Source organism: Bradyrhizobium sp. SZCCHNS2022 (assembly GCF_032377575.1).
GTDB lineage: Bacteria > Pseudomonadota > Alphaproteobacteria > Rhizobiales > Xanthobacteraceae > Bradyrhizobium > Bradyrhizobium aeschynomenes.
Genome location: NZ_JAUHHZ010000001.1, coordinates 3,076,375 through 3,101,302, shown reverse-complemented (window position 1 = coordinate 3,101,302; position 24,928 = coordinate 3,076,375). Strand labels below are relative to the sequence as shown.

The 24,928-nt window shown below is 65.9% G+C and carries 21 protein-coding genes; 11 read left to right on the top strand and 10 right to left on the bottom strand.

What is annotated here, in order from left to right:
• Nucleotides 1-13 precede the first annotated feature (13 nt).
• Both QXZ94_RS13800 and QXZ94_RS13795 read left to right on the top strand, forming a co-directional pair.
• Complete coding sequence (locus tag QXZ94_RS13800; protein WP_315720863.1) at nt 14-775, top strand: class II aldolase/adducin family protein; 762 nt, start codon at nt 14-16, stop codon at nt 773-775.
• The gene (locus QXZ94_RS13795; RefSeq protein ID WP_172113344.1) at nt 772-2,280 is read left to right on the top strand and encodes a glycerol-3-phosphate dehydrogenase; all 1,509 of its coding nucleotides are present in this window, start codon (nt 772-774) and stop codon (nt 2,278-2,280) included. The genes QXZ94_RS13800 and QXZ94_RS13795 overlap by 4 nt, the downstream gene beginning before the upstream one ends.
• Nucleotides 2,281-2,325: 45 nt before the next feature.
• Here QXZ94_RS13795 and QXZ94_RS13790 read toward each other — a convergent pair whose 3' ends face one another.
• Nucleotides 2,326-3,213 carry a GNAT family N-acetyltransferase gene (locus QXZ94_RS13790; protein ID WP_315720862.1) on the bottom strand — a complete coding sequence of 296 codons (888 nt, stop codon included), beginning with the start codon at nt 3,211-3,213 and terminating at the stop codon, nt 2,326-2,328.
• Nucleotides 3,214-3,411: 198 nt separating this feature from the next.
• Between QXZ94_RS13790 and QXZ94_RS13785 the strand changes: the two genes are divergently transcribed.
• Nucleotides 3,412-4,335 (top strand): glyoxylate/hydroxypyruvate reductase A, encoded by a 924-nt coding sequence (locus QXZ94_RS13785; RefSeq protein ID WP_315720861.1) that lies wholly within the window; start codon nt 3,412-3,414, stop codon nt 4,333-4,335.
• Nucleotides 4,336-4,356: 21 nt separating this feature from the next.
• Here the strand turns inward: QXZ94_RS13785 and QXZ94_RS13780 are convergent, their stop codons facing one another.
• Nucleotides 4,357-5,631, bottom strand: coding sequence for an FAD-binding oxidoreductase (locus tag QXZ94_RS13780; RefSeq protein ID WP_315720860.1), 1,275 nt, complete (start codon nt 5,629-5,631; stop codon nt 4,357-4,359).
• Nucleotides 5,632-5,645: 14 nt separating this feature from the next.
• On the bottom strand, nt 5,646-6,314 hold the full coding sequence (locus QXZ94_RS13775) for a haloacid dehalogenase type II (protein WP_315720859.1): 669 nt from the start codon (nt 6,312-6,314) through the stop codon (nt 5,646-5,648).
• Nucleotides 6,315-6,482: 168 nt separating this feature from the next.
• Between QXZ94_RS13775 and QXZ94_RS13770 the strand changes: the two genes are divergently transcribed.
• The 7 genes from QXZ94_RS13770 (at nt 6,483) to QXZ94_RS13740 (ending at nt 14,795) form a co-directional block, all read left to right on the top strand.
• On the top strand, nt 6,483-7,325 hold the full coding sequence (locus QXZ94_RS13770; protein WP_315720858.1) for a GNAT family N-acetyltransferase: 843 nt from the start codon (nt 6,483-6,485) through the stop codon (nt 7,323-7,325).
• Between the two features lie 13 nt (nt 7,326-7,338).
• Nucleotides 7,339-8,715, top strand: coding sequence for an aspartate aminotransferase family protein (locus QXZ94_RS13765; RefSeq protein WP_315720857.1), 1,377 nt, complete (start codon nt 7,339-7,341; stop codon nt 8,713-8,715).
• Between the two features lie 167 nt (nt 8,716-8,882).
• Nucleotides 8,883-9,593: an HAD-IA family hydrolase gene (locus tag QXZ94_RS13760; RefSeq protein ID WP_409998748.1), complete on the top strand. Its 711-nt coding sequence runs from the start codon at nt 8,883-8,885 to the stop codon at nt 9,591-9,593.
• Between the two features lie 51 nt (nt 9,594-9,644).
• Nucleotides 9,645-11,252, top strand: a complete 1,608-nt coding sequence (locus QXZ94_RS13755) for an ABC transporter substrate-binding protein (protein ID WP_315720855.1) — start codon at nt 9,645-9,647, stop codon at nt 11,250-11,252.
• 85 nt (nt 11,253-11,337) lie between these two features.
• Nucleotides 11,338-12,288, top strand: coding sequence for an ABC transporter permease (locus QXZ94_RS13750; RefSeq protein ID WP_315720854.1), 951 nt, complete (start codon nt 11,338-11,340; stop codon nt 12,286-12,288).
• A complete protein-coding gene (locus QXZ94_RS13745; protein WP_315720853.1) occupies nt 12,285-13,139 on the top strand; it encodes an ABC transporter permease in 855 nt (284 codons plus the stop codon). Before QXZ94_RS13750 ends, QXZ94_RS13745 begins: the two co-directional genes overlap by 4 nt.
• Nucleotides 13,140-14,795, top strand: a complete 1,656-nt coding sequence (locus QXZ94_RS13740) for an ABC transporter ATP-binding protein (protein WP_315720852.1) — start codon at nt 13,140-13,142, stop codon at nt 14,793-14,795.
• Nucleotides 14,796-14,809: 14 nt separating this feature from the next.
• Here QXZ94_RS13740 and QXZ94_RS13735 read toward each other — a convergent pair whose 3' ends face one another.
• Nucleotides 14,810-15,286, bottom strand: a complete 477-nt coding sequence (locus tag QXZ94_RS13735) for an Lrp/AsnC family transcriptional regulator (protein WP_172134578.1) — start codon at nt 15,284-15,286, stop codon at nt 14,810-14,812.
• A gap of 239 nt (nt 15,287-15,525) precedes the next feature.
• Between QXZ94_RS13735 and QXZ94_RS13730 the strand changes: the two genes are divergently transcribed.
• Nucleotides 15,526-16,851 carry an FAD-binding oxidoreductase gene (locus QXZ94_RS13730; protein WP_315720851.1) on the top strand — a complete coding sequence of 442 codons (1,326 nt, stop codon included), beginning with the start codon at nt 15,526-15,528 and terminating at the stop codon, nt 16,849-16,851.
• A 515-nt stretch (nt 16,852-17,366) separates the two neighbouring features.
• On the opposite strand, the gene QXZ94_RS13725 is transcribed toward QXZ94_RS13730, so the two are convergent.
• From QXZ94_RS13725 to QXZ94_RS13700, 6 genes are all read right to left on the bottom strand, one after another.
• On the bottom strand, nt 17,367-17,669 hold the full coding sequence (locus tag QXZ94_RS13725; protein ID WP_315720850.1) for a hypothetical protein: 303 nt from the start codon (nt 17,667-17,669) through the stop codon (nt 17,367-17,369).
• 23 nt (nt 17,670-17,692) lie between these two features.
• Nucleotides 17,693-19,528, bottom strand: a complete 1,836-nt coding sequence (locus QXZ94_RS13720) for a hypothetical protein (RefSeq protein WP_315720849.1) — start codon at nt 19,526-19,528, stop codon at nt 17,693-17,695.
• Between the two features lie 257 nt (nt 19,529-19,785).
• Nucleotides 19,786-20,766 (bottom strand): ABC transporter permease, encoded by a 981-nt coding sequence (locus QXZ94_RS13715; RefSeq protein ID WP_315720848.1) that lies wholly within the window; start codon nt 20,764-20,766, stop codon nt 19,786-19,788.
• A complete protein-coding gene (locus QXZ94_RS13710; protein WP_172113359.1) occupies nt 20,763-21,743 on the bottom strand; it encodes an ABC transporter permease in 981 nt (326 codons plus the stop codon). The genes QXZ94_RS13715 and QXZ94_RS13710 overlap by 4 nt, the downstream gene beginning before the upstream one ends.
• Nucleotides 21,740-23,281, bottom strand: coding sequence for a sugar ABC transporter ATP-binding protein (locus QXZ94_RS13705; RefSeq protein ID WP_315720847.1), 1,542 nt, complete (start codon nt 23,279-23,281; stop codon nt 21,740-21,742). Before QXZ94_RS13705 ends, QXZ94_RS13710 begins: the two co-directional genes overlap by 4 nt.
• A gap of 76 nt (nt 23,282-23,357) precedes the next feature.
• Nucleotides 23,358-24,497: a sugar ABC transporter substrate-binding protein gene (locus QXZ94_RS13700; protein ID WP_172134389.1), complete on the bottom strand. Its 1,140-nt coding sequence runs from the start codon at nt 24,495-24,497 to the stop codon at nt 23,358-23,360.
• Nucleotides 24,498-24,928 lie beyond the last annotated feature (431 nt).

Genomic DNA, 24,928 nt, shown 5'->3' with positions numbered 1-24,928 from the left:
AAAGGTCTTTCAAATGAATCGTGAGGAACGACAGCTACGCGAGAGCATCATCGCCAAGTGCCGGTGGATGAACGCGTCGGGTCTCAATCAGGGCACCTCGGGCAACATCTCCGCCCGCTACAAGGATCGCATGCTGATCACGCCGTCGGCCACGCCCTATGATTCGATGAAGCCCGAGATGATCGCATCGATGCCGCTCGACGGCGAGTACGGCTCCTGGGACGGCCCGCTGAAGCCGTCGACGGAATGGCGGTTTCATCTGGACATCATGCGGGGGCGCCCCGATGTCGGCGGCGTCGTGCACACCCATTCGACCTACGCCACGGTGCTCGCCATCGCGCGCAAGTCGATCCCGGCCTGCCACTACATGATGGCGGCGTTCGGCGGCACGGATATCCGCTGCGCCGGCTATGCGCGCTTCGGCACGGCCGAGCTCTCGGAGCTGGCGCTGGAAGCGTTGGAGGGACGCAACGGCTGCCTGCTCGCCAATCACGGCATGATCGCGGTCGGTGCCAACCTCGACAAGGCGATGTGGCTTGCGGTCGAGCTCGAGACCATTGCGAAGCAGTATTACCTGTCGCTCGCGCTCGGCCAGCCGCACATCCTCGGCGACGCCGAGATCGCCGAGACGGCGCAGGGCTTTTCCACCTATGGGCTGCAGGAGCCCAAGGTCAAAGCGGCGAAGTCCGCCAAGACCCCAGCGAAGCCGGCACCGAAGACGCGCGCCGCTGCTGTTGGTCGCAGACCTGAGAAGAAGCGCAGCAGCGCGCGATGAACGGGACGGTCTCACGCAGCGGAACCGATCACGGTCTGTTGGACCTCGCCGTGATCGGCGGCGGCATCAATGGCGCTGGTATCGCCCGTGATGCCGCCGGCCGCGGCCTGAAGGTGCTGCTGTGCGAGAAGGACGATTTCGCGCAAGGCACCTCGTCACGCTCGGGCAAGCTGATCCATGGCGGCCTGCGCTATCTCGAATACTACGAGTTTCGGCTGGTGCGCGAGGCGCTGATCGAGCGCGAGGTGCTGCTGGCGTCGGCACCGCACATCATCTGGCCGATGCGCTTCGTGCTGCCGCACTCGCCGGAGCAGCGCCCGGCCTGGCTGGTGCGCACCGGGCTGTTTCTCTACGACCATCTCGGCGGCCGCAAGCAGCTGCCGGCGAGCCGCAACGTCGATCTCGCGCATGAGCCGGAGGGCGCGCCGCTGCGTCCTGAATTCCGGCGCGGGTTCGAATATTCGGACTGCTGGGTCGATGATTCCAGGCTCGTCATCCTCAATCTCGTCGATGCCGCGCGGAACGGCGCGACGATCCTTCCGCGCACCCGCGCGGTCAGCGCGCGACGCGAAGCTGATTGCTGGCGGCTGGAGATGCGCTCCGAGCGCGGCGAGGTGCAGATCGCCCGCGCGCGGGCCCTGGTCAATGCGGCCGGTCCCTGGGTGCAGGACGTGGTGCAGGGCGTCGCCGGCCTCAACTCCGCGCATCATGTGCGGCTCGTGAAGGGCAGCCATCTCGTCGTGCCGAAATTCTGGAGCGGCTCGCAAGCCTATCTGTTGCAGAACACCGACCGCCGCGTGATCTTCGTCAACCCATATGAGACCGATCTCGCACTGATCGGCACCACGGACATCGTGCATGATGGCCGTGCCGAGGACGTCGCGATCGAGGGCGGCGAGATCGACTATCTTCTGGCCGTGCTCGACCGCTACTTCCGCGCTGCCCCTGGCAAGGCCGACATCATTCACGCGTTTTCAGGCGTGCGGCCGCTGTACGACGACAACGCTGACAATCCGTCCGCGGTCACCCGAGACTACGTGTTCGAGGTGCATGGCGGCTCCGACCAGCCGCCGCTGCTGTCGATCTTCGGCGGCAAGATCACGACCTTCCGCCGGCTCGCGGAGCAGGCGCTCGAGCGCCTCGCGCCATGGTTTCCGCAGATGCGACCGGCATGGACGGCGGGCGCCTGCCTTCCCGGCGGCGACATCGGCGCATCGTTCGAGCAGTTCCTCGAAGATCTCGCCGCGCAGTATCAGGGATTGCCGCGGAAGGCCGTCGCGCATTACGCGCGGCTCTACGGCACGTGCGCGCGCGACCTGCTCGGTTCGGCGCGCTGTGCCGACGATCTCGGCCGCCATTTCGGCGGCACCTTCTACGAGCGCGAGCTGACCTATCTGCGCGAGCGGGAATGGGCAGTCACGGCAGCCGATATCCTGGATCGACGCACCAAGCACGGCCTGCACCTGAGCCGTGCCGAGCGCGAGGCGTTCGAGGCGGGGCTCTGATCGATCCGGCGAATCTGGAGCCGACAGCGACGGGCCTGCCGTCCCTCAGCCGAATGCCTGGCTCACGACCGCATAGCAGGTCGACCCGCCAGTCGGCGGTTCGGCTCCGTGGGGCCGCAACGACATCGTCGTCACCGTATCGTGGAGCGCGAGGCCGGCACCAGCGATGAAGGCGCGGAATTCGTCGCCCTCGCTGTGCGTGTCGAGGCGCAGGAACTGGCGGCTATGGGCTGCGACATGCGGAGCGATGACGGCGATCGCGTCCGTGTCGCACGACGCCACGACGGGCCCGATCACGTGCCCACGTCCGAGCGGCCGGCACAGCGCAAACGCCGCGAGCCGGCCGGCTCGAAACAGGCCATAGCCCTGCGAACGCTGGAACAGAGCGGTGATCAGCTTCGCTCGCGCCACGCCATAGGCCAGGGCATCATTCTCGATCACCGATGGCAGCTCGGCCTCCGCCAGCAGCCGGACGCCCTCGGCCGCAACCGAGCTCGCGGCTGCGCCGTTCGCCTTGCCCTGACATTGGTACAAGGTGCGCTCGCGCTGGAAGCCAAGCGAGCTGTACAACCGATACGCCGCGTTGGTGGCATTGAGCCGAAGCGCGCGTCCGCCGCATTCCGCGATCACGCGCGTCATCAGCCAGCTGCCGGTGCCGAGCGCCTGGAGGCGAGGCGAGGTGATGACCATGCCGACGGCGGCAAACGTCTCGGTGTAGGGAAACCACATCGCCGAGCCGCAGACGCGGCCGATCTCGTCGAGCGCGACGAGGCCGCGTCCCTGGCTGCGCATGAACTGCCAGTCCGCCGCGCGGTGAGGCCAGCGGACCGCGATCGACAACGCCAGCAGCTGCGCGACGTCGACCGTTTCGATATCGGCCAGGCGCATCTCGAAGACGTCGACGGCGCGAGATTCGACGCTGGGATCATCCATGTCCGTCTTCCCTGTCGGTCGCTTCCGCGCCGTTGATGCCGGCATCAGGCGGCCGCATCGATGTTTTTCGGACAGATCCGCGCAACATTCCACTCAATCCTCGTCCGTATTCGGCATGGAATACATGCTCCGCGCCGCTAGCATGACGGATGTGGGCGAGGCCGGATCGGTCCGGCCGGTCCGCTCGGAATGACGGCCATGAGCTTCCTGTTCAACTCGGATGCCCGGCGCGGCGCGATCTTTCGCGAGGTCCTTGCGCGCGAGCTGCCGGACCTCCCGTTCGAAATCGACCCGGCCAAAGCCGATCCTGACGACGTCCGCTACATGATCAGCTGGCTGGTGCCGCCGGATCTCGGCATCTATCGCAATCTCGAGATCCTGTTCTCGATCGGCGCCGGCATCGACCAGTTCAACGCCGCGGCGGTGCCCGAACAGGTCAAGATCGTCCGCATGGTGGAGGACGGCATCGTCAGGATGATGCAGGAATACGTCACGCTGGCCGTGCTGGCGTTGCATCGGAGCTGGCCGGTCTATCTCGATCAGCAGCGACAGCAGCAGTGGCGGGCCGTGGCGCAGCCTCAGGCGCAGCAGCGGCGCATCGGCGTGCTCGGCCTGGGCATGCTCGGGCAGGCCGTGCTGCAACGGCTTGAACCGTTCGGCTTTCCCTTGTCCGGATGGAGTCGCAGCCCGCGTACGGTCGACGGGGTGACCACCTATCACGGCGCCGACGGGCTCGATCAAATGCTGGCGACGACCGACATCCTGATCTGTCTTCTGCCTTTGACGCACGAGACGCGCGGTCTGCTGAATGCCGGGCTGCTCGCGAAGCTGCCGCGCGGCGCCGCGCTGGTGCAGGCCGGGCGGGGCGCGCAGCTCGATCAGGCGGCGTTGCTCACCGCGCTCGACACCGGCCATTTGTCCGGCGCGGTGCTCGACGTGACCGATCCGGAGCCGCTGCCCGCAGATCATCCGCTGTGGCGGCATCCGCGTGTCCTGATCACCCCGCATGTCGCCAGCGTCACGCAGCCGGAATCGGCAGCGCTCGCGGTGGCCGAGAACATCAAGCGGCACCGCGCGGGTCTTGCGCCGGTCGGTCTCGTCGACCGCCGACGCGGCTACTGATGACCGGCGCACCGCCACGGCTCAGCGAATCCAGTCCAGCGTCTTGTAGTAGGCTCCGACGAGCGGCAGGAACCAAGGCTTGCCGAAATGGCCGGGCACGACCGGCCAGCCGGCGTCCTTCATCGGGTTCTTATCGGCGCGGCCGAGCATCGCGTCGGCCATGATCATGCCGAGATGGGTCGAGAGCTGCGCGCCATGGCCCGAATAGCCCATCGCGTACCATAGCCCGTCCTGGCGGCCTGCGCGCGGATACCGGTCGGCGGTCATGTCGACGAGGCCGCCCCAGCAATAGTCGATCGCGACGCCCGCGAGCTGCGGGAACATTCTCAGCATCGCCGCCTGCAGGATGGCGCCGCTCTTGGCGTCGGACTGCTGATCCGATGTCGCCGAGAAGCGCGCGCGGCCACCGAAGATCAGGCGATTGTCCGGCGACAGGCGGAAGTAGTTGCCGATGTTCATCGAGTTGACATAGGTGCGGTTGCCCGGCAGCACCGACGACGCCTCGGCCACCGTGAGCGGCCGGGTCGCGATGATGAAGCTGCCGACGGCGATGATCCGCCGGCGGAAATAGCTGAAGGCCGACGGCGTGGTGGCGCCGGTGGCGAGCAGCACCTGCTCGGCGCGCACCGTTCCCTTGGCCGTGGTCAGGCGAAAACCCTTGGCCTCCTGCACCTGCTCGGTGACGGCGGCCTGCTCGACGATGACGGCGCCATGGCGGGTTGCAGCCGCGGCCAGGCCGGCTGCGAAGCGGCCCATATGCATCATCGCGCTCTTCTTGAACAGCATGCCGCCATGGAACGGCGAGCTGATCTCCGATGTCAGGTCTTCCGCCGTGAGTAGCGCCGTATCCGGATCGACCTCGCGGTGGATGGCCTCGAAATTCCTGGCGATCCCATCGAGATGTCCGGGCTTCGAGGCGAGCTTGAGCTTGCCGCAGCGACGGAAATCGCAGGCGATGTTCTCCTCCGCGATCAGGCGCTCCAGCGTGTCGATCGAGTCGTCGAACGCCTTGTAGAGGGCGATCGCGCGCTCGGTCCCGAGCTCGGCTTTCGCGGCGAGATAACTGTGCGCCAGCCCGTTGTTGAGGTGGCCGCCATTGCGCCCCGACGCGCCGGAGCCGACTTGATCAGCCTCGAGCACGATCACCTTGGCGCCGGCCTTGGCGAGCTGCCGTGCGGCACCGAGTCCGGTGAAGCCGCCGCCGATGACGGCAACGTCGTAGTGCCCCTCCACGGGCCCGGTGTGACCGCCGGCAAAAGCGGTCGCGGTGTCGCGCCAGTAGGAGACATATTTCATCGCAGGCACTCTGCTTAGAGACCGAACACGCCGGGCAGTTCGGAGACGTCCCTGATCTCGGTGTAGCCGTAATAGGGATTGGCCGGCTCGTGGCCGCGATTGACCCAGACCTTGCTCTTGATGCCCAGATCGTGCGCCGTCATCAGGTCGTAGCGGAACGAGGACGAGCAGTGTGTGATGTCCTCCGGACCGCAGCCGAGCATGTCGAACATGTATTCGAAGGCGCGCATCCGCGGCTTGTAGGCCTGCGCCTGCTCGGCGGTGAACACGGCATGGAACGGTGCGCCGAGCCTGGCGACGTTGGACGGGATCTGCGCCGTCATGGCGTTGGAGAGAATGACGAGGGGGATGTCCCTGGCCACCTTGGCGAGGCCCGCCGGCACGTCCGGGTGCGGCCCCCAGGTCGGCACGCGCTGATAGACCGTCTCGCCGTCCGCGGGCTTGTAGGGAATCCCCATCCTGCGGCAGCTGCGCGCCAGCGCATTGCCGACCACCTCGGCATAGGGCTTCCACGCGCCGAGGATCTCGTCGAGGCGATAGGCCGAGAAGACGTTGACGAACTCGGTCATGGCCGGCTCGGACAGGATTGCGCCGTAGAGATCGCGCGCGGCCTTCGCCATCTCGAAATTGATCAGCGTGCCGTAGCAGTCGAAGGTCACATATTTCGGGCGAAAGCGGCTCATGGGTCCTCATGCCGGTCATGATCTCGGCCCTGATGATAGGCGGGGGCGCCAGCATAAGATGCGGCTTTGCCCTGATTTTGCGGCGGAAGATGTCGTGGGCGTCGGCGCCTTCAGACGATCTGCCGGGTGTGCCTCGCCCAGACTCCATGCCGAACAGGGAGTGCAGACATGATTTCCGCCGCGGCAACGCTCACCGCTTTCAGCCCGGAGCATCTCGAGGCTGCGACGCGGCTGTCGCAGCAGGCCGGCTGGCCGCATCGCCGGGAGGATTGGCAGGTCGCGCTCACCGTCAGCAAAGGGTGCGTTGCCGTTGCCGCGGATGGGCGCGTGATCGGCACCGTGCTGATGACGCCCTACGGTGGCGACGCCGGGACCATCAACATGGTCATCGTCGATGAAGGCGAGCGTGGGCAGGGGCTCGGACGGCGCTTGATGCTGGAGGCGCTGACGCTTGCCGGTGACCGGCGGCTGCAGCTCGTCGCCACCGCGGACGGCCTGCCGCTGTACGAGAAGCTCGGCTTCCGCCGGACCGGCGAGATCGTCCAGCATCAGGGACATCTCCGACTGCCGATCGCACGAACGGAGCGCGTCCGCGCGGCCGTGCACGACGATCTCGGCGCAGTCACTGCACTCGATGCGGCGGCGTTCGGGGCGGACCGCAGGGATCTGGTTGTGCGTCTCGCCGGGATCGGCGAGGTCGCGGTGTTCGAACGAGACGGCCGCATCGCGGGCTTCGCCATGCTGCGCCGCTTCGGCCGTGGCTTCGTGATCGGTCCTGTGGTCGCGCCCGCGCTCGATGACGCGCAGGCGCTGATTGCGCATTTTCTCGCCGGGCGCGAGGGGGACTTCATCCGGCTCGACACGGGGACCGAGACCGGGCTCGCGCCGTGGCTGGCCGGCCTCGGCCTGGCTGATGTCGGCGGCGGCATGGTCATGCGCCGTCCGGTCACCGGCGCCGCGATCCCGCCGACAGCGATGTCATTTGCATTGGCCAGCCAGGCATTCGGCTGAACCGGAGATCATCATGCTCAGCAACTCGCTCATCGAGCTCGACCGCGCCCATCTGGTGCATCCGGTCGCGTCCTATCGTGGACACGAGGCATCCGGCGCGCGCGTGCTGGCCTCGGCCAAGGGGGCTGTCGTCACCGACGCCTCCGGTCATCAGCTCGTCGATGGCTTCGCGGGGCTGTGGTGCGTCAATGCCGGCTACGGTCATGATAGCATCGTGGAGGCGGCCGCCAAGCAGATGCGCGAGCTGCCTTACGCCACCGGCTACTTCAGTCTCGCCTCCGAGCCGGCCATCCGGCTGGCAGCCGCGCTCGCCGAGCGCGCGCCGGGCGATCTCAACCACGTCTACTTCACGCTCGGCGGCTCTGATGCCGTCGATAGCACCGTGCGCTTCATTCACAACTATTGGCACGTGAAGGGCCAGCCGCAGCGCGACCAGTTCATCACGCTGCAGCAGGGCTATCACGGCTCGTCGACGGTCGGCGCCGGCCTGACGGCGCTGCCCGCCTTCCATGCCAATTTCGGCGTGCCGCTCAACTGGCAGCACAAGATCCCCTCCCACTACGCGTACCGCAATCCGGTGGGCAGCGATCCTGCGGCTGTCATCGCGGCATCGCTGGCCGCGCTCGAGACCAAGATCGCCGAAATCGGCGGGCCGGAGCGGGTGGCCGCATTCTACGCCGAGCCGATTCAGGGCTCCGGCGGCGTGCTGGTGCCGCCCGACGGCTGGATGAAGGCGATGCGCGAGCGCTGCCGGCACCACGGCATCCTGTTCGTCGCCGACGAGGTGATCACCGGCTTCGGCCGCACCGGGCCGCTGTTCGCCTGCACCGACGACGACATCGTCCCGGACTTCATGACCGTGGCCAAGGGGCTGACCTCCGGCTATGTGCCGATGGGGGCGGTGCTGATGTCCGATCATGTCTACGGCGTGATCGCTGACGGGGCAGGGGCGGCGGCCGTGGGACATGGCTATACCTATTCGGCGCATCCGGTGAGCGCGGCCGTCGGTCTCGCCGTACTCGATCTGTATGAGAACGGATTGTTGGAGAATGGCCGGCGCGCCGGCGCGCGGCTGATGGCGGGGCTGCGTGCGCTGCAGGATCATCCGCTGGTCGGCGAGGTTCGCGGCCGCGGCCTGCTGGCCGCCATCGAGCTCGTGGTCGACAAGGAGAAGAAGACGCCGCTGCCGGCCATAGCCGAGCCGTCGCGACGCATCTTCGATCGGGCCTGGGCCAACGGGCTCGTCATTCGCGCCTTCCCGACCGGCGTGCTCGGCTACGCGCCGCCGCTGTGCTGCAGCGACGCCGATATCGATGCCATCATCGAGCGGACCGCACGGACGCTCGACCAGACCCTGGCCGATCCGGACGTGCGGCAGGCCATGCCGTGAAAGCGGGCACGGGCAGATCGCCGCCTGTGCAGCAGCGCCGATATGTCGGCGCGTGCTCCACTTCGCAATTTTGTGCCGTCGGGTCCCTGCAATTCGGAAGTTTTCGCCGGAACCCGGCTCCACACTAGACCAGCAGATAGCAGTCGTCGCAGAGCAGGATGTGCAGGATGAATCTCGCCCAATTCAGGTATCTGACCTTCGATGTGGTCGGCACCTTGATCGATTTCGAAGGCGGGATCGTTGCCAGCCTGGGCGAGATTGCGGCTGAATTCGGGACGCAGATCGATGGCGAGCAGGCGCTCGGGCTGTACCGCGCTGCACGCTATGCCGCGGATGCCGATCGTTTTCCCGATGACCTCGTGCGTGTCTACGACGTCATTGCGCCGCAGCTGGGCTTGCCCAGGCAGGCGGCACTTGGCGAGCGCTTCCGCGAGTCCGCCAAGCATTGGCAGGCGTTTCCCGATAGCACTGCTGCGATGGCGCGTCTGGCCAAGCGTTACAGGCTGATCGCGATGACCAATGCGCGGCGCTGGGCGCTGGATCATTTCGAGCGCGAGCTGGGGGCGCCGTTCTACGCGACGTTCACGGTCGACGACACCGGCACCGAGAAGCCGGACCCGGTCTTCTTTACGCAAGTGTTCGATTACATCGAACGCGACGGCGGTGCCAAGTCGCAGATCCTGCACGTCGCGCAGAGCCAGTATCACGACATCGGCATCTCCCGGCAGCTCGGCATCGCCAATTGCTGGATCGAGCGGCGCCACGACAAGCAGGGCTATGGCGGCACGATCGCGCCTGCTTCTTTCACCAAGCCAGATTTCCACTTCCACTCGATGGCCGAGCTGGCTGACGCGGTGGACCACGTGCCTGCGACATGACGCGCTGCTGACGACTGCATTCTGCCGGATCGCAAACAGGGGACGGATGACATGAGCAACGGGATCACCAACTGGACGGCGAGTGACGATGGGCTGATCGAGGCGGCGATCCGGCGTGGCGCGTCGCGCCGCGATCTCCTGAAGATGATGTTCGCGAACGGCGTCGCGCTCGCTGCCGGCAGCACCATCCTGGGCCACGCCGAGCGCGCCTTCGCGGCGACGCCGAAGAAGGGAGGCTCGATCAAGGCGGCGGGTTGGTCGACCTCGACGGCCGACACGCTCGATCCGGCCAAGGCCTCGTTCTCGACCGATTATGTCCGCTGCTGCTCGTTCTACAATCGGCTGACCACGCTCGACAAGAACGGCGCGGCGCAGATGGAGCTCGCCGACTCCGTGGAGTCGACCGACGCGCAGACCTGGACCGTGAAGCTCAAGAAGGGCGTCACCTTCCACGACGGCAAGCCGCTGACGGCCGACGACGTCGTGTTCTCGCTGAAGCGGCACCTCGACAAGGCCACCGGCTCCAAGGTGGCGAAGATCGCGGCACAGATGACCGGCTTCAAGGCGGTCGACAAGACCACGGTCGAGATCACGCTGGCGAGCCCGAACGCCGATCTGCCGATGATCCTGGCGCTGCATCACTTCATGATCGTGGCCGACGGCACCACCGATTTCTCCAAGGGCAACGGCACCGGCGCCTTCGTTCGCGAGGCCTTCGAGCCCGGCGTGCGCTCCATCGGCGTGCGCAACAAGACCTATTTCAAGGATGGTCCCTATCTCGACCAGATCGAGTTCATCGCGATCACGGAGGAGAATGCGCGCGTCAACGCGCTGCTGTCCGGCGACATCCAGCTTGCGGCCAGCATCAACCCGCGCTCGCTCCGGCTCATCGAGGGCAAGGAGGGGATCGCGCTGTCGAAGTCGACGACCGGCAACTACACCGACCTCAACATCCGGCTCGACATGGCGCCTGGCAACAAGAGGGACTTCATCGACGGCATGAAGCACCTCGTGAACCGCGAGCAGATCGTCAAATCGGTGCTGCGCGGCTTCGGGGTCGTCGGCAACGACCAGCCGGTCTCTCCGGCCAACTTCTTTCACAATCCAGATCTCAAGCCCAAACCGTTCGATCCGGACAAGGCGAAAGCGCTGTTCCAGAAGGCCGGCGTGCTCGGCACCTCGATCCCGGTCGTGGCCTCGGAGGCCGCAAACTCCGCAATCGAGATGGCGATGGTGATCCAGGCCTCCGCTGCGGCGATCGGCCTGACGCTCGACGTGCAGCGCGTCCCGTCGGACGGCTATTGGGACAATTATTGGCTGAAGGCGCCGGTCCATTTCGGCAACATCAATCCGCGGCCGACGCCGGACATCCTGTTCTCGCTGTTGTACGCCTCGGAGGCGCCGTGGAACGAGAGCCGCTACAAGTCTGAGAAGTTCGACAAGATGATGATGGAGGCACGCGGCCTGCTCGACCAGGCCAAGCGCAAGCAGATGTATGCCGAGATGCAGGCCATGATCGCGGAGGAGGCGGGCACCATCATTCCGGCCTACATCTCCAACATCGATGCCACCTCGTCCAAGCTGAAGGGCTTGGAGCCGAGCCCGCTTGGCGGCATGATGGGCTATGCCTTCGCGGAGTATGTCTGGCTCGATTCGTGAATGCGGCCTCAGACACTGGACGTCGGTCACTCCGACCGGCGTCCGTGCGATGGCTATTGTCTGATCAGGCTCACGGACGCCCAGTGTGAAACATCGGATCGCCTCACTCGTCCTTGCCCGGCTGGCCATCGCGCTGGTCACTGCGATCATTGTTTCATTTGCCGTGTTCTTCGCCACCGCGATGCTGCCGGGCGACACCGCGACCATCCTGCTCGGCCAGGCCGCGACCCCGGAAGCGGTCGAGGGCCTGCGCAAGGCGATGCATCTGGACGATCCGGCGATTTTCCGCTTCCTGCGCTGGCTGGTCGGCGTTCTCCACGGCGATCTCGGCACCTCCTATGCCAACAACATGCCGGTCGCCAAGCTGATCGGCGGAAGGCTGGTCAACACGCTCAAGCTCGCAGGTCTCACGGCAGCCATCTCGGTGCCGCTCGCGCTGACGCTCGGCATCACCGCGGCGATGCTGCGTGACACGCTGTACGATCGCTGCCTCACTATCGCTGTCATCGGCGTGGTCTCGGTTCCGGAGTTCATGATTGCGACGCTCGCCGTGCTGCTGTTCGCGGTCTATCTCAACTGGCTCCCGGCGGTGTCCTTCACCAGCGAGATCCGCACGGCGTATGATTTCGCGCGCGCCTATGCGATGCCGGTCGTGACGCTCACCGTGGTGATCTCGGCGCAGATGATCCGGATGAGCCGGGCGGCGGTGATCGAGACCCTGAACACGCCCTATGTCGAGATGGCGTTGTTGAAGGGCGCCTCGCGCGGAAGGCTCGTGCTCCGCCACGCGCTGCCGAATGCGCTCGGCCCGATCGTCAATGCCGTTGCGCTGTCATTGTCGTATCTGCTCGGCGGAGTCATCATCGTCGAGACGGTGTTCAACTATCCCGGCATCGCCAAGCTCATGGTCGACGCGGTCTCGACGCGCGATCTGCCGCTGATCCAGAGCTGCGCCATCATCTTCTGCTTCGGTTATCTCCTCCTGACCACCACGGCCGACATCATCGCCATCCTGTCCAATCCGAGGCTGCGATGACGAGCGCCGTGACATCCACCCCGCGCAGGCCGCGTTTCGGCTACCGCATCAATGCGGTCGGCGTCGCCGGGGCGCTGATCGTGGCATTCTGGATCGTGGTGGCGTTCGCGGCGCCTGCGATCATCCCGCACCCGATCGGCGACATCGTCGACACCGACTATTTCGGCCCCATGAGCCGGGAGCTGTGGCTCGGCTCCGATTATCTCGGGCGCGACATGACCTCGCGCATCCTGATGGGGGCCCGCTATACGCTCGGCATCTCCGTTGCCGCGGTGATCATCGCCGGTGTGTCGGGCGTGACGCTCGGGATGATCGCCGCGATCACCGGCGGCGCCGTCGATATGGTGCTGAGCCGCTTCCTCGATGCGCTGAACTCGATCCCGAGCAAGCTGTTCAGCCTCGTCGTCGTCGCCGCCGTGGGCTCGTCGATTCCCGTCCTGATCGTGACGATGGCGGTGATCTACATTCCCGGCGCCTACCGCTTCGCGCGTGCCCTTGCGGTCAACATCAACACCATGGATTTCGTCGTCGTGGCCCGCATCCGCGGCGAGAGCCTGTTCTATCTGATCCGCGCGGAGATCCTGCCCAACATCATCGGGCCCGTCATGGTCGATCTGGGCTTGCGTTTCGTCTTCATCGTGCTGCTGCTGTCGGGGCTGTCCTTCCTCGGCCTGGGGGTGAAGCCGCCCTATGCCGATTGGGGCGCACTGGTGCGCGAGAACATCGGCGGTCTTCCCTATGCCGCGCCGGCCGTGATCGTCCCGTCGCTCGCGATTGCGAGCCTGACCATCGCGGTCAATCTGCTGATCGACAATCTCCCGACCAAGATCCGCGACCGGGAGGCTTCCTAGATGGGGAGCCTCGTACAGATCCGCGATCTCGTCGTGGAGGCGACCACCGATTCCGGCCGCACCATCGAGATCATCAAGGGCGTCGGTCTCGACATTGCCGAGGGCGAGATCGTCGCGCTGATCGGCGAGAGCGGCTCCGGCAAGACCACGATTGCGATGACCCTGATGGGCTATGCGCGCGCCGGGTGCAAGATCGTCGGCGGCTCGGTCGTGGTCGACGGCGTCGACATGGTGACGCTTCCGGAGAAGGGCAGGGCCGCGGTACGCGGCGCCACGATCGCCTATGTGCCGCAGAGCGCTGCCGCGGCGTTCAATCCGGCGATCCGGATCATGGACCAGGTCATCGAGGTCGTGCGTATCCACGGCGTGATGCCGATCGAGGAGGCGCGCGCCAAGGCGGTCTCGCTGTTCCGCGCGCTGTCGCTGCCCAGCCCGGACAGCATCGGCGATCGTTATCCGCACCAGGTGTCCGGCGGCCAGTTGCAGCGGCTCGCCGCCGCCATGGCGCTGATCGCCAGCCCGAAGGTGCTGATCTTCGACGAGCCGACGACGGCGCTCGACGTCACCACCCAGGTCGAGGTGCTCCGCGCCTTCAAGTCGGTGATCTCGGCGAACCGCATCGCCGGCATCTACGTGTCGCATGATCTCGCGGTTGTCGCCCAGATCGCCGACCGCATCGTGGTGCTGAGGAACGGCGAGGTGCAGGAGACCGGCACGACCGCCGACATTCTCGAGCGCGCGCAACATCCCTACACGCAGCAACTGCTGGCCGCCGTCGCGCCACATCATGGATCTCGACCCGAAACATCCGCCACGACGGCCGAAGCGCTGCTCGAGGTCCACGAGGTGTCGGTCGGCTACGGTCCGCTGCGCTCGGACGGCAGGCCCGCGATCTTGGCGGTCGAGAATGTCAGCCTGCGCGTCGCGCGCGGACGCAATCTCGGCATCATCGGCGAATCCGGCTGCGGCAAGTCGACGCTCGCGCGGGCCATTGCCGGCATTCTGCCTCCGTTCGCCGGCGGGGTCGTGTTCGACGGGCGCGAGCTCGGGCGTAGCGCGCGAAGCCGCAGCCCGGACCAGTTGCGCCAGGTGCAGATCGTGTTCCAGCATGCCGACACCGCGCTCAATCCGGCGCAGACGGTCGAGGACATTCTGGGCCGTCCGTTGAGGTTCTATCACGGCATGGCGGGCAAGCAGCGCAGCGCGCGCATCGATCAGCTGCTCGACATGGTGAAGCTGCCGCGCGCCCTGCGGCTGCGCCGTCCGGCCGAGCTCTCCGGCGGACAGAAGCAGCGCGTCAACTTCGCGCGGGCGCTTGCCGCCGATCCCAAGCTGATCGTCTGCGACGAGATCACCTCGGCGCTCGACACCGTGGTGGCCGCGGCGGTCATCGATCTCCTGAAGGAACTGCAGCGCGAGCTGGATCTCGCTTACGTCTTCATCAGCCACGATCTGTCGGTGGTCGAGGCGATCTGCGACGACATCGTCGTGATGTATCGCGGCCGCAAGATCGAGCAGATCACGCCTGAAGCCATGGCGAGGCCGGGTCATCCCTACACGCAGCTGCTGCTGTCGTCGGTGCCGAAGCTCGATCCGGCGTGGCTCGACAATCTGCGCCAGGATCCCGAGCAGGTCCGCGCATATTGCCAGCGCTGAGCGCGCAGTGCGCGCTACACCTGAAACAGGCTGGTGAGCGGCAAATAGGGCTTGACGATCGGCGACTTCAGAACGACGAAGCTGAAATATTTCTCGATGCCGATGTCCATGTCGGTCAGCCGCTCCATGATGGTCTGGTACTCGCCGATCCCGGCGGTGACGAACTTCATCATGTAGTCGTAGCCGCCGGAGACGAGGTGGCACTCGATCACCTGGTCGATCTTCTCGACCGCGGCGAGGAAGCGGGCGAAGTCGATCTGGCGGTGGTTCTTCAGCGTGACCTCGGTGAACACGGTGAGCGTCTGGCCGAGCTTGGAAACGCAGATCTGCGCCGAATAGCCCTCGATATAGCCCTCGGCCTGCAGCTTCTTCACCCGCATCAGGCACGGGCTCGGCGACAGGTTGACCAGCTCGGCGAGCTCGACATTGGTGACCCGGCCGTTCTTCTGCAACTCGTGCAGGATCTTGATGTCGATGCGATCGAGCTTCATGCAGCGAAGGTCCGTGTGATGACGCGTCCTGGTCCATTACAGCAGAAAATTCTGCGCTTGGGCCATCGGAAGTTTCGCAAAGCAAGAATGAGGCCGCGTCGTCCGGATTATGCGATGCAAAACAATACGCCGCTGGCGTGGGCGCCAGCAGAATCAAATGCCGGTCCGGCTGTCGAATCCGGATTCTCCCGTGCCGGATACCGCTTTAATTTGATGCGGCTGAAGGCCGGAGAGACACCATGCCCGCACCCCTGGTGCACGTCGAAACGTCGCCAACGCTGCCCGAGCGTGCAGATGCCGTGGTCATCGGCGGCGGCATCGTCGGCGTGTTCGCGGCCTACTATCTGGCACGGCGCGGGCTTGCGGTGGCGTTGATCGAGAAGGGACGGATCGGTGCCGAGCAGTCCAGCCGCAATTGGGGCTGGTGCCGGCAGCAGAACCGCGATGCCCGTGAGCTGCCGATGGCGACGCTGAGCCTCGATCTGTGGGAGCGTTTTGCCGGCGACAGCGGCGAGGCGACGGGCTTCTCGCGCTGCGGGCTGTTCTATCTCAGCAATGACGAGGCCGAGCTCGCCGGCTGGGCGCGCTGGGGCGAGTTTGCCAAGACGGCCGGCGTGACCACGCACATGCTGGACGGCCGTCAGGCCAGCGAGCGCGGCGCGGCCACCGGGCGACGCTGGAAGGGCGGCGTATTTTCGCCGACCGACGGCACCGCCAGCCCCGCCGATGCGGCGCCTGCGGTGGCGCGCGCGATCCTGAAGCAGGGCGGCACGGTGCATCAGATGTGCGCCGTGCGCGGCGTCGAGAGCCGCGGCGGCCGGCTCTCCGCGGTCGTCACCGAGCGTGGCACCATTCGCACGTCGCTTGCTGTGCTCTCGGCTGGCGCTTGGACATCGTCGTTCTGCCATCAGCTCGGAGTCGCCCTCCCGATCGCCTCCATCCGCTCCTCGGCGCTCGCGCTGTCGCCATCCGCAGAGCCGCTGCCGCCGGCGCTGCACACCGCCGCGGTCTCGATCACGCGACGCGGCGACGGCGGGCATACGCTCGCCATCAGCGGCCGTGGCCGCGTCGATCCGACCCTGCAGCAGCTGCGCTTCGCGCCGCATTTCCTGCCGATGTTCGCCAAGCGCTGGCGCAACCTTCTCCCCGGCGGCCTCGAAGGCCTGCGCTCCGGCCATGAGACGCTCGGCCGCTGGCGGCTCGATGAGCCGACGCCGATGGAGCACATGCGCATCCTCGATCCCGCGCCGGATCAGGCGACCATCCGCCTCACCCATGCGCGCGCGCTGGAGCTGCTGCCGGCCCTGAAGCAGAGCCAGGTCACGGCGACCTGGGCGGGCTACATCGACTCCACGCCCGACGGCGTGCCCGTCATCGGCGAGCTCGCCGCGCTGCCCGGCCTGATCGTCGCCGCCGGCTTCAGCGGACACGGCTTCGGCATCGGCCCCGGCGCCGGCCATCTCATCGCCGATCTCGTCACCGCCGCCACGCCGATCGTCGATCCCAAGCCTTATGCACCCGAGCGTTTCGCGCGTCCCGGGGCAACGAAGGTCGCGGATTTCTGACGGCCCATACGCGACGTCCATCGCCTCTCGAATTCGCCGACACGCTCGCATTGCCGAGATCTGTTTGGACATCGGTCAAAATGCCATCCGTCAGGCCATGATGGTCCGGCCTCGCGACGCCTGATGCGTCCGAGCTGTGCGATCGTTCCACCCTCTGCCAACAGAGGGCGCAGGGAATGCCGGGCGCTGGCCGCACCCATGGCCCGCCAGCGAAAGAAAATGCTGGCGGCAGGTACCACAGGTTCAGCCGAGACATCCCGGCATTCCCCGCGCGATGGTTTTAGCGGCTTATACGTCCTCTCCCCGGGGACCGGCTGTCTTGCCCCCGTAACGGCCGGATCATCATCACCAACCGCGTGGCCTCAGCGTCGGGAGGCCAGGACCCTACGATTTCGCCGGCGCATCGGGCTCGTTCGTCCGCACGATCGCTCATGCTGCGATCCGATGCACCCACCGCATCCCGCACCCACGTTTCGTGACGACCGCGAAGCGCCCCTCGGCGGGACGGGATGGGCCTAGACAATCATGATTTTCGGAAAAGCGAAAGAGGAATATTTTTCGCGAGAGGACTGGACAGGGGTGATGTGCTTGAGGCTGCGCGTGAAATGAGGATTTTGGCGCATGGGCACCAAGCCTGCCATCAGTTGCGCGCGGGTGACCTTGGGCATTCTCGGTTTCCCGGCGATCTCTTCGGTTAAGCCCAGCAAGCGGACGTCTTTGGCGTTGACCGGAAGGTCCGAGACGGGCGAAAGGCGGACATGACAGAGGCGCCCGACCATGTTGCGAAATATTGGGGTGATCTCATGCAACGCGTTCATATAGCAATCGCAGGTCTGCGAGCTCAGTCCGATAATCGGTCTGCAATCTTTACGAGGGCCTCGGCTGTATTGTTCTTGTAAGTCGGGGCGTACGCGATCTGCATGGCCTCGGCGAAGCTCGCCAGAGCATCGGCCGTGAGGCCTTCCTTCGCCTGCGCGCCGCCGATTGACGCCAGGGCTTCGACCTGATCGGGCCCCCAGGTGACGTGTTGCGTCACCTGCTTCGCCTGGTCGACCCGGCCCGCTTCAGCCCGGGCCTTGGCAATCGATGCGAGCAGCTCGGAGCGACGATAGAGATTGTCCTCGGCCGAGGCAGCATCGATCGCTTCGGCGATCCGTCCGGCCTCGGCCAGCCCCTCGGCGACGACGCCGGGCCCTGGGGACATGATATCAGGACCCAGCCTGAGCGCCGACGCGTTCAGAAGGGCGTCCATCGTCCTGCCCGCTCTCGCTTGCGCCTTGGCGATCGCGCGCAGTGCAACGCGACGGTCATAGTCGGTGCTGACGAGCTTGCCATCGCTCACGACCTTTGCGACATATCCCGCGGTAGCCATGGTCCCGCCGATCAGTCGGGTGACATGGAGGGCTTCGTCGATCTGACCGGCATCCGCTTGTGAGACCGCGATTTTCGACAGAAGCCCGTCGTTCGGTTGGAACGACAACGCAGCCTGGACGGCCCGGTCGAAGGACGCGATCGATTGTGTGGCCATGCCGGCCTTCGCTTGCGCCTTGGCAATGGCGTGCCAAGCGAAAGCGCGTGGTTTGTCCTGATCGATGGGCTCCGCGAGCGCGATGGCTTCGTCCAGGCGGCCGTTGTTCGCCCATGTCATCGCGATAAGACAGAGCACGGTGGCGCGCTGCTCGCGATCCGTGAAGGCGGCGACGAAATCCTGGACCTTGTTAGGGAGCTCGACTTTCACAGGCGAACCGGGCATCGTCGCCTCATCGGCGATGAGATCGGGCGTTAGCCGAGGCTCGAGAATGTGCCCGAGCACGATGCCGCGCTCCCATCGGTCGTCGATCGAGCGCGCAACTTCCAAGGCCGAACCGGTCGCACCGGCCCGTGCTAGCGCGACGCCAATGGCTGCAAACGTCTGGGCGCGCTCCATCGAGCGCGAGACCAGTCTCGCAACCCGTATGGCGTCGGCGACTTTTCCCGCGCGGGCCTGCGCTTGCGCGATGATGGCGAGCGCCGGAATGAATTCCGAGGGATGATGAACTCCAGTCATCGCTATGGGCGGCGGATACCGCTGTTCGACCGCCAGCACGGTTTGAAGCGCGGCCACGATCTTTTCGTCCTCTCCTCGCGCCACTGCGCTGGCGCGCAGGTCCCAGGTCACCCGGCGCATGATGAGGGCACGGTCCGGCAAGTCCTTGATCGCCTGCACCCGTCGAAGCGCATCGTCCAGCCGGCCGGCGTTCCCCTCTGCAATCGCGATCGCCCCGAACGCCGCGGCCTGTACGTGACGGTTCTCGATCGATTTGGCGGTCTTCAGCGCGTCGGCGAGCGTGCCGGCCTGCGCCTGAGCCTGCGTGATGGCCTCGAATGCGTCGTCGCGACGATAGCTATCCTTCGCGATTGACTTCGCGGCCTGCACGGCCAGATCGATCGTCGTGGTGGCCTCAGTGAACAGGCCGGCCTTCAACTGTGCCTTGGCAATCTCGCTTAGCTTGTGCGCAGACAAATCCGGGTCGTCGATGGTGCCGGCGACCTTTGTGGCCTCACGTAGGACGCAGGCCCGTCTCGGGGCTATGAGGCATTCAGCCCAACTGGCGTCGGACGCGTTCGCGACGGATTCAGCGGCTGCACAGCATGCTAAAGCGAGGATGAACGGGCTGATGATTGTTGTCCAGACCATGACGTTCCTGACTCCTCCCGCACCTTTGCACCATCGTGCTGTGGCCGGCAAATGGCAATGACTGGATGAGTTCCTAATGCCCGGTCACTCGGTGTGCTCGACTGCTCCTTTGGGCTGATCGTGTCACTTTGGCTGTCGAGCGGCCCCTTCCGGTCTGCCCCGAGCAACAGACGTGCTCGGCGTTCGCCGACATGATTCAACAGGGCGAATTACGGACCTGCGGAACGGTCAAGTCGTGAATGGGGGTAGACCTGCTATTACGCCTTCTGGCGGCCGTAGATCAGGAGCATCAGGATGATGACCACGCCATAGATCAGCTGCCGGCCGGCTTCGCTGATTTGCATCACCGAGAGGATGGACTGCAACAGCGTGATCAGGATGACGCCGGCGATCGTCCCGAGATAGCTGCCGCGGCCGCCGAGGATGTGGGTGCCGCCGAGCACGACGGCGGCGATCGACGGCAGCAGATAGGCGTCGCCCATCGACTGCGCGGCCTTGGAGGCGTAGCCCGCGAGCAGCACGCCTCCGAAGGCGGACAGGGCGCCCGACAGAGCGAAGGCCAGCATCGTGACGCGGCGTGTGTCGATGCCGGAGAGATAGGCGGCGCGCTCGCGATTGCCGATGGCGTAGATCGCACGGCCGAAGGTCGTGCGCGACAGCAGCCAGATCGCCGCGCCGCCGATGATCGCCCAGACCAGCACCGCGTTGGGAAGCCCGGGGACGACATTGCCGGTCGCCAGATAGCGCATCGCCTTCGAGGCGGAATCCTGCGGCGCGAAGCCGCCGGTGTAGGCGACCATCAGGCCCTGCGCGACCGCGTTGGTCGCGAGCGTGATGATCATCGAGGGAATGCGCAGGTAGGCGACCCCGATGCCGTTCAAGAGACCGATCGCGGCGCCACAGAGAATGCCGCAGGGGATTGCGAGAATGGCGCCGGTGGTCCCGTGCGCGGCCGCCGCACAGGCCATCATCGCGCCTGACGTCACCACCCACGGCACCGACAGGTCGATCTGGCCGAGCAGGATGACCAGCATCATGCCGGTCGCGATCACGCCCAGGAAGCTCGCGACCTTCAGCTGCTGCAGCAGATAGTCCGGCGACAGGAAGCTGCGCGAATACAGACTGCCCACCAGCAGCAACAGCAGGATGCAGCCGAACGAGGCCGCCACCGCCGGATCGATCCGGCGCAGCATGGCAACCCCGCGTTGGGCCGGTTGTGACGCCGTCGCCTCGCTCATCCGAACCACTCCAGCCGGTTGCGCACGCGAAGCAGGCCGAACGCCCCGATCGAGACCGCAAGCATCAGCACGATCCCCTGGAACAGCGGCTGCCACAGCGGATCGAAATCGAACACGAACAGGAGATCGCCGATGGTGCGGAACGCCAGCGCGCCGAAGATCGCGCCGATCGCGCTGCCGCGTCCGCCCATCAGCGAGACGCCGCCGAGCACGACGGCCGCGATCGAGAACAGCGTATAGGCGTTGCCGCTCGCATAGGCGGCCTCGCCTGTATAGGAGAAGAAGGTGAGGAACAGGCCGCCGATCGCCGACAGCAGGCCGGCCAGGCTGTAGGCGGCGAACTTGGCGGCGCGGATCGGCGCGCCGGACATGTATGCGGCGACCTCCGAGGAGCCGGTCGCGAATGCGGCGCGGCCGATGACCGAGCGGCTGTAGGGCACCCAGATCAGCAGTGCCGCCGCGGCCAGCGCGACGAGGCTGGTCGGCAGGACGCCGAACAGGCGTCCCGTCAGCGCATCGGCCAGCGTCTCGTTGACTGACCCGCCGGGATTGGGCCGCAGCATCAGCGCGACGCCGTAATACATCGCGCCTGTCGCGATCGTGGTGACGATCGGCTGCAGCCGGCCGAAGATCACGATCGCGCCGTTGATCATGCCGCAGAGGAGGCCCGTGCCGAGCACGCCGGCGACGCCGAGCGCCGTCTCGGTGGCGGTGCCGACCACGATCCAGGACGCGAGGCAGTTGGTGAGCGTCAGGATCATGCCAACGGACAGATCGATGCCGGCGGTGATCACCACGATCGCCTGGGCCATGGCGACGAAGGCGAGCAAGGTCGCCTTGTTGGACGCGGTTTGCACCATGTTGGCGCTGAAGCCGGCTGGATGGTTGGTGGCATAGATCAGGAACATCGCGACGAAGATGCCGATCGCGAGCAAGGTGCCGCGCTGCTCGGCGAGCCAGTACCGCCACTCGGTCATTGCGCGCTCGCTTCCGCTCGTTCGCCGTCGTCGACGTTGAGCGCGCTGCTGACCAGCGCGCGCTCGGTGATCTCGGCGCCTGCGAGCTCGCGCCTGATGGCGCCATCATACATCACGAGAACGCGGTCGCAGCAGCCGATCAGCTCGTCATAGTCGGTCGAATAGAGCAGGATCGCGGCGCCTTCGTCGGCGAGGCGGCGCAGCAGCCGGTAGATCTCCTGCTTGGTGCCGACGTCGATGCCGCGCGTCGGATCGTTGAGCAGGATGATGCGCGGCTTGTTCATCAGCCATTTCGCGATCACGACCTTCTGCTGGTTGCCGCCCGACAGCGCACTGACGGGAAGATCGGGGGAGGCGGTCTTGATCTCGATGAGGCGGATCATCTCGTCGATCAGCGCGGATTGCTGCTGCCGGTCGATGATGCCGAACTGCGCGAAGCGGTCGAACGCGGCGGCCGACAGATTGTCTCGCACCGACATCGGTAGCATCAATCCCTCGGTCTTGCGATCCTCCGGGATCAGAGCGAGGCCGATGCGATCGGACTTGGCGGCGACGGGGCTGTCGATCACGACCTTGTCGCCATCGATGAGAATGTCGCCACTGACATCGCTGAGCACGCCGAACAGCGCCAGCAGCAACTCGCGCTGGCCCTGGCCGTCGAGTCCGCCGAGCCCGATGATTTCGCGGGCATGCAGCGAGAAGGAGATGTCCCTCAGCCGATCGCCCCAGCCGAGCTTCCTGCATTGCAGGGCCGGCGGCCGGCCGTCGGGCGCGCGGACCGGCTTGTCGGGAAAGGCATGCTTGTATTCACGGCCGATCATCAGCTCGATCACTTCGGCATCCGTCCTGGTGCCGGCAGCAAAGGTCGAGATCCTCCGGCCATTGCGGAACACGCTGCACTCGTCGGCCAGCTCGGCGATCTCGTGCATGCGATGGGAGATGTAGAGCAGGGCCAGTCCCTCGCTGCGCAGGCGCTTCAGCACCTCGAACACCTTGGTGACGTCGGAGGCCGTCAGCGCCGACGTCGCCTCGTCGAGGATCAGGATCTTCGGCCGGCGCGACAGCGCCTTGGCGATCTCGACCATCTGCCGGCGCGACAGCGGCAGGTCCTTCACCAGTGCGCGCGGATGAATGTCGCCGGCGCCGGCTCGCTCCAGTGCTTCTTCGGCGATGCGGCGCTGGGCCTGCCGGTCGATCAGGCCGAGCCGCGTCGGCGGACGAGAGATCATGATGTTGTCGGCCACCGACAGATCAGGGATCAGCGACAGCTCCTGGAAGATGCACACCACGCCGGCATCGTTCGCGGCAGACGGATTGCTGAACGCGACCTCGCGTCCCCCAAGCATCATGCGGCCTTCATCCGGCGCGACGACGCCGACCATGAGCTTGATCAGCGTCGACTTGCCGGCGCCGTTCTCGCCGAGGATGGCGTGGATGCGGCCGGGGTGAACCTCGAGGTCCGCCCGGTCGAGAGCAATGACGCCGCCATAGCGCTTGGACAATCCTTCCGCGCGAAACAGCGGCTCGGCCGCGCTCATGCTCGCTTTCCTCGATCCTCAGCAATAAAGACGGGCTGGCCGCAAGCGGGCTCGCGGCCAGCGATCACATCCGGGGCTATTGATTGTCCTTCGACTGGCCCATGATCTCCTGCGCCGTGAAGTTGATGCCGCAGGTCGGGAAGGAGTTGCCGACGAAGAAATTGTCGGACTGCGACGGGAAGTAGTCGACGTCCTTCTTGAAGTTCGGATCCTCGACGACGGCGAGCGGCAGCTTGACCGACTGCGGCACGACCTTGCCTTCCAGTGCGGCGAGCGCGACCTTGATGGCGACCGCGACCTGCGCAGGCCCGGTGCCGGCGGACGAGCATTTCAGGCCTTCCGACGCCTTGGCGGCGCAGAACTTGCGGAAGCCGTTCTCGGTCTCGCCGCCGAACGGCACCATCTTGTGCTTGGCGTCGAGCATCGCCTGCACGATGCCGGTATCGCCGCCCTGGCCGGAGATCGCGTCGAACGGGCCGTTGGTTGCGATCGCATCTGCCGTGGCCTTCTGCGCGACGCCGTCATCCCATTTGCCGACGACCTCGGTGATCTGCCACTTCTTGCCGGAGCCGTTCAGCACGGAGTGCAAGCCGTTGTGCCGGTCGGTGTCGACCGACGTGCCGGCGACACCACGCACCTCGAGCACCTTGCCGCCATCGGGCACGTTCTTGACCAGCCATCGCGCCCAGAGCTCGCCGAGACCTTTCTGGTCGACATTGACGTTGATGGCGTCCTCCGTCGCCAGGATGTTGTCGAACGCGACCAGGATCACGCCTGCCTGCTTCGCGCGCTTGATCACCGGGCCGAACGCCGTCGGGTTCTGCGCGTTGACGACGATGGCGTCATAGCCGGAATCGATGAAGTTGTTGATCGCCGAGATCTGCGCCGGCACGTCCTCGCCCGTCGAGACGACCTTGAATTCCTTCAGCTTCGCCTTGACCTCGGGCTGCGCCGCATAGGCCTTCGCGGTCTGAATCATCTGGATGCGCCAGGTGTTGGCGATGTAGCCATTCGCAAGCGCGATGCGGTAGGGGCCTTTCTTGGCCGGGAATTTGAAGAACTTGGTATCCGCGGTCCAGGGCACCATGCATTCGGGCTCGGCCGCCGGACCCTTGACCATCTCCGGCTCTGCCAGCGCCTTGCCGGCGAACGCCGACAGCAGCACCAGTGATGCACACGTGGCAAGGCATCGCGCCCTGATCGACTTGGACGACATTCGTGACCTCCCCTGTTTTTGCAGCGCCAATCATCGACGCATTTGCGAGACGCCTCACTTCTGTGCGGAGGTTGTTCGAGCTTCGCTCGTCATCTCGACGAGCGCAGCGTTACTGACCAATGACAGCGCTGTCAATTAGCGCCCGCCGGCTTCTGAAACGCTGCTGGGTTCGGAGCGCACTGCACAATCGTACTATATACAATGTGTCGACTGCGCTGAACGACGGCCGTGTTGCGGCATGACGAATGGCAGCGCTATCAGCAGGACGCCGCGATTTCTGCGTCGCACCAAGGAAAATGAGACTGCCCGTCAAGGTGGTCGCTCGGCACCCCATCCGAGGCGGCGCGCCGTCAGCTAGCCTCCGCAGGTGATGGGGGCTCACCGCTTCCTGCCAGAACTTGGTGAGACCTGCTGCCAACACGGCCAGCAAC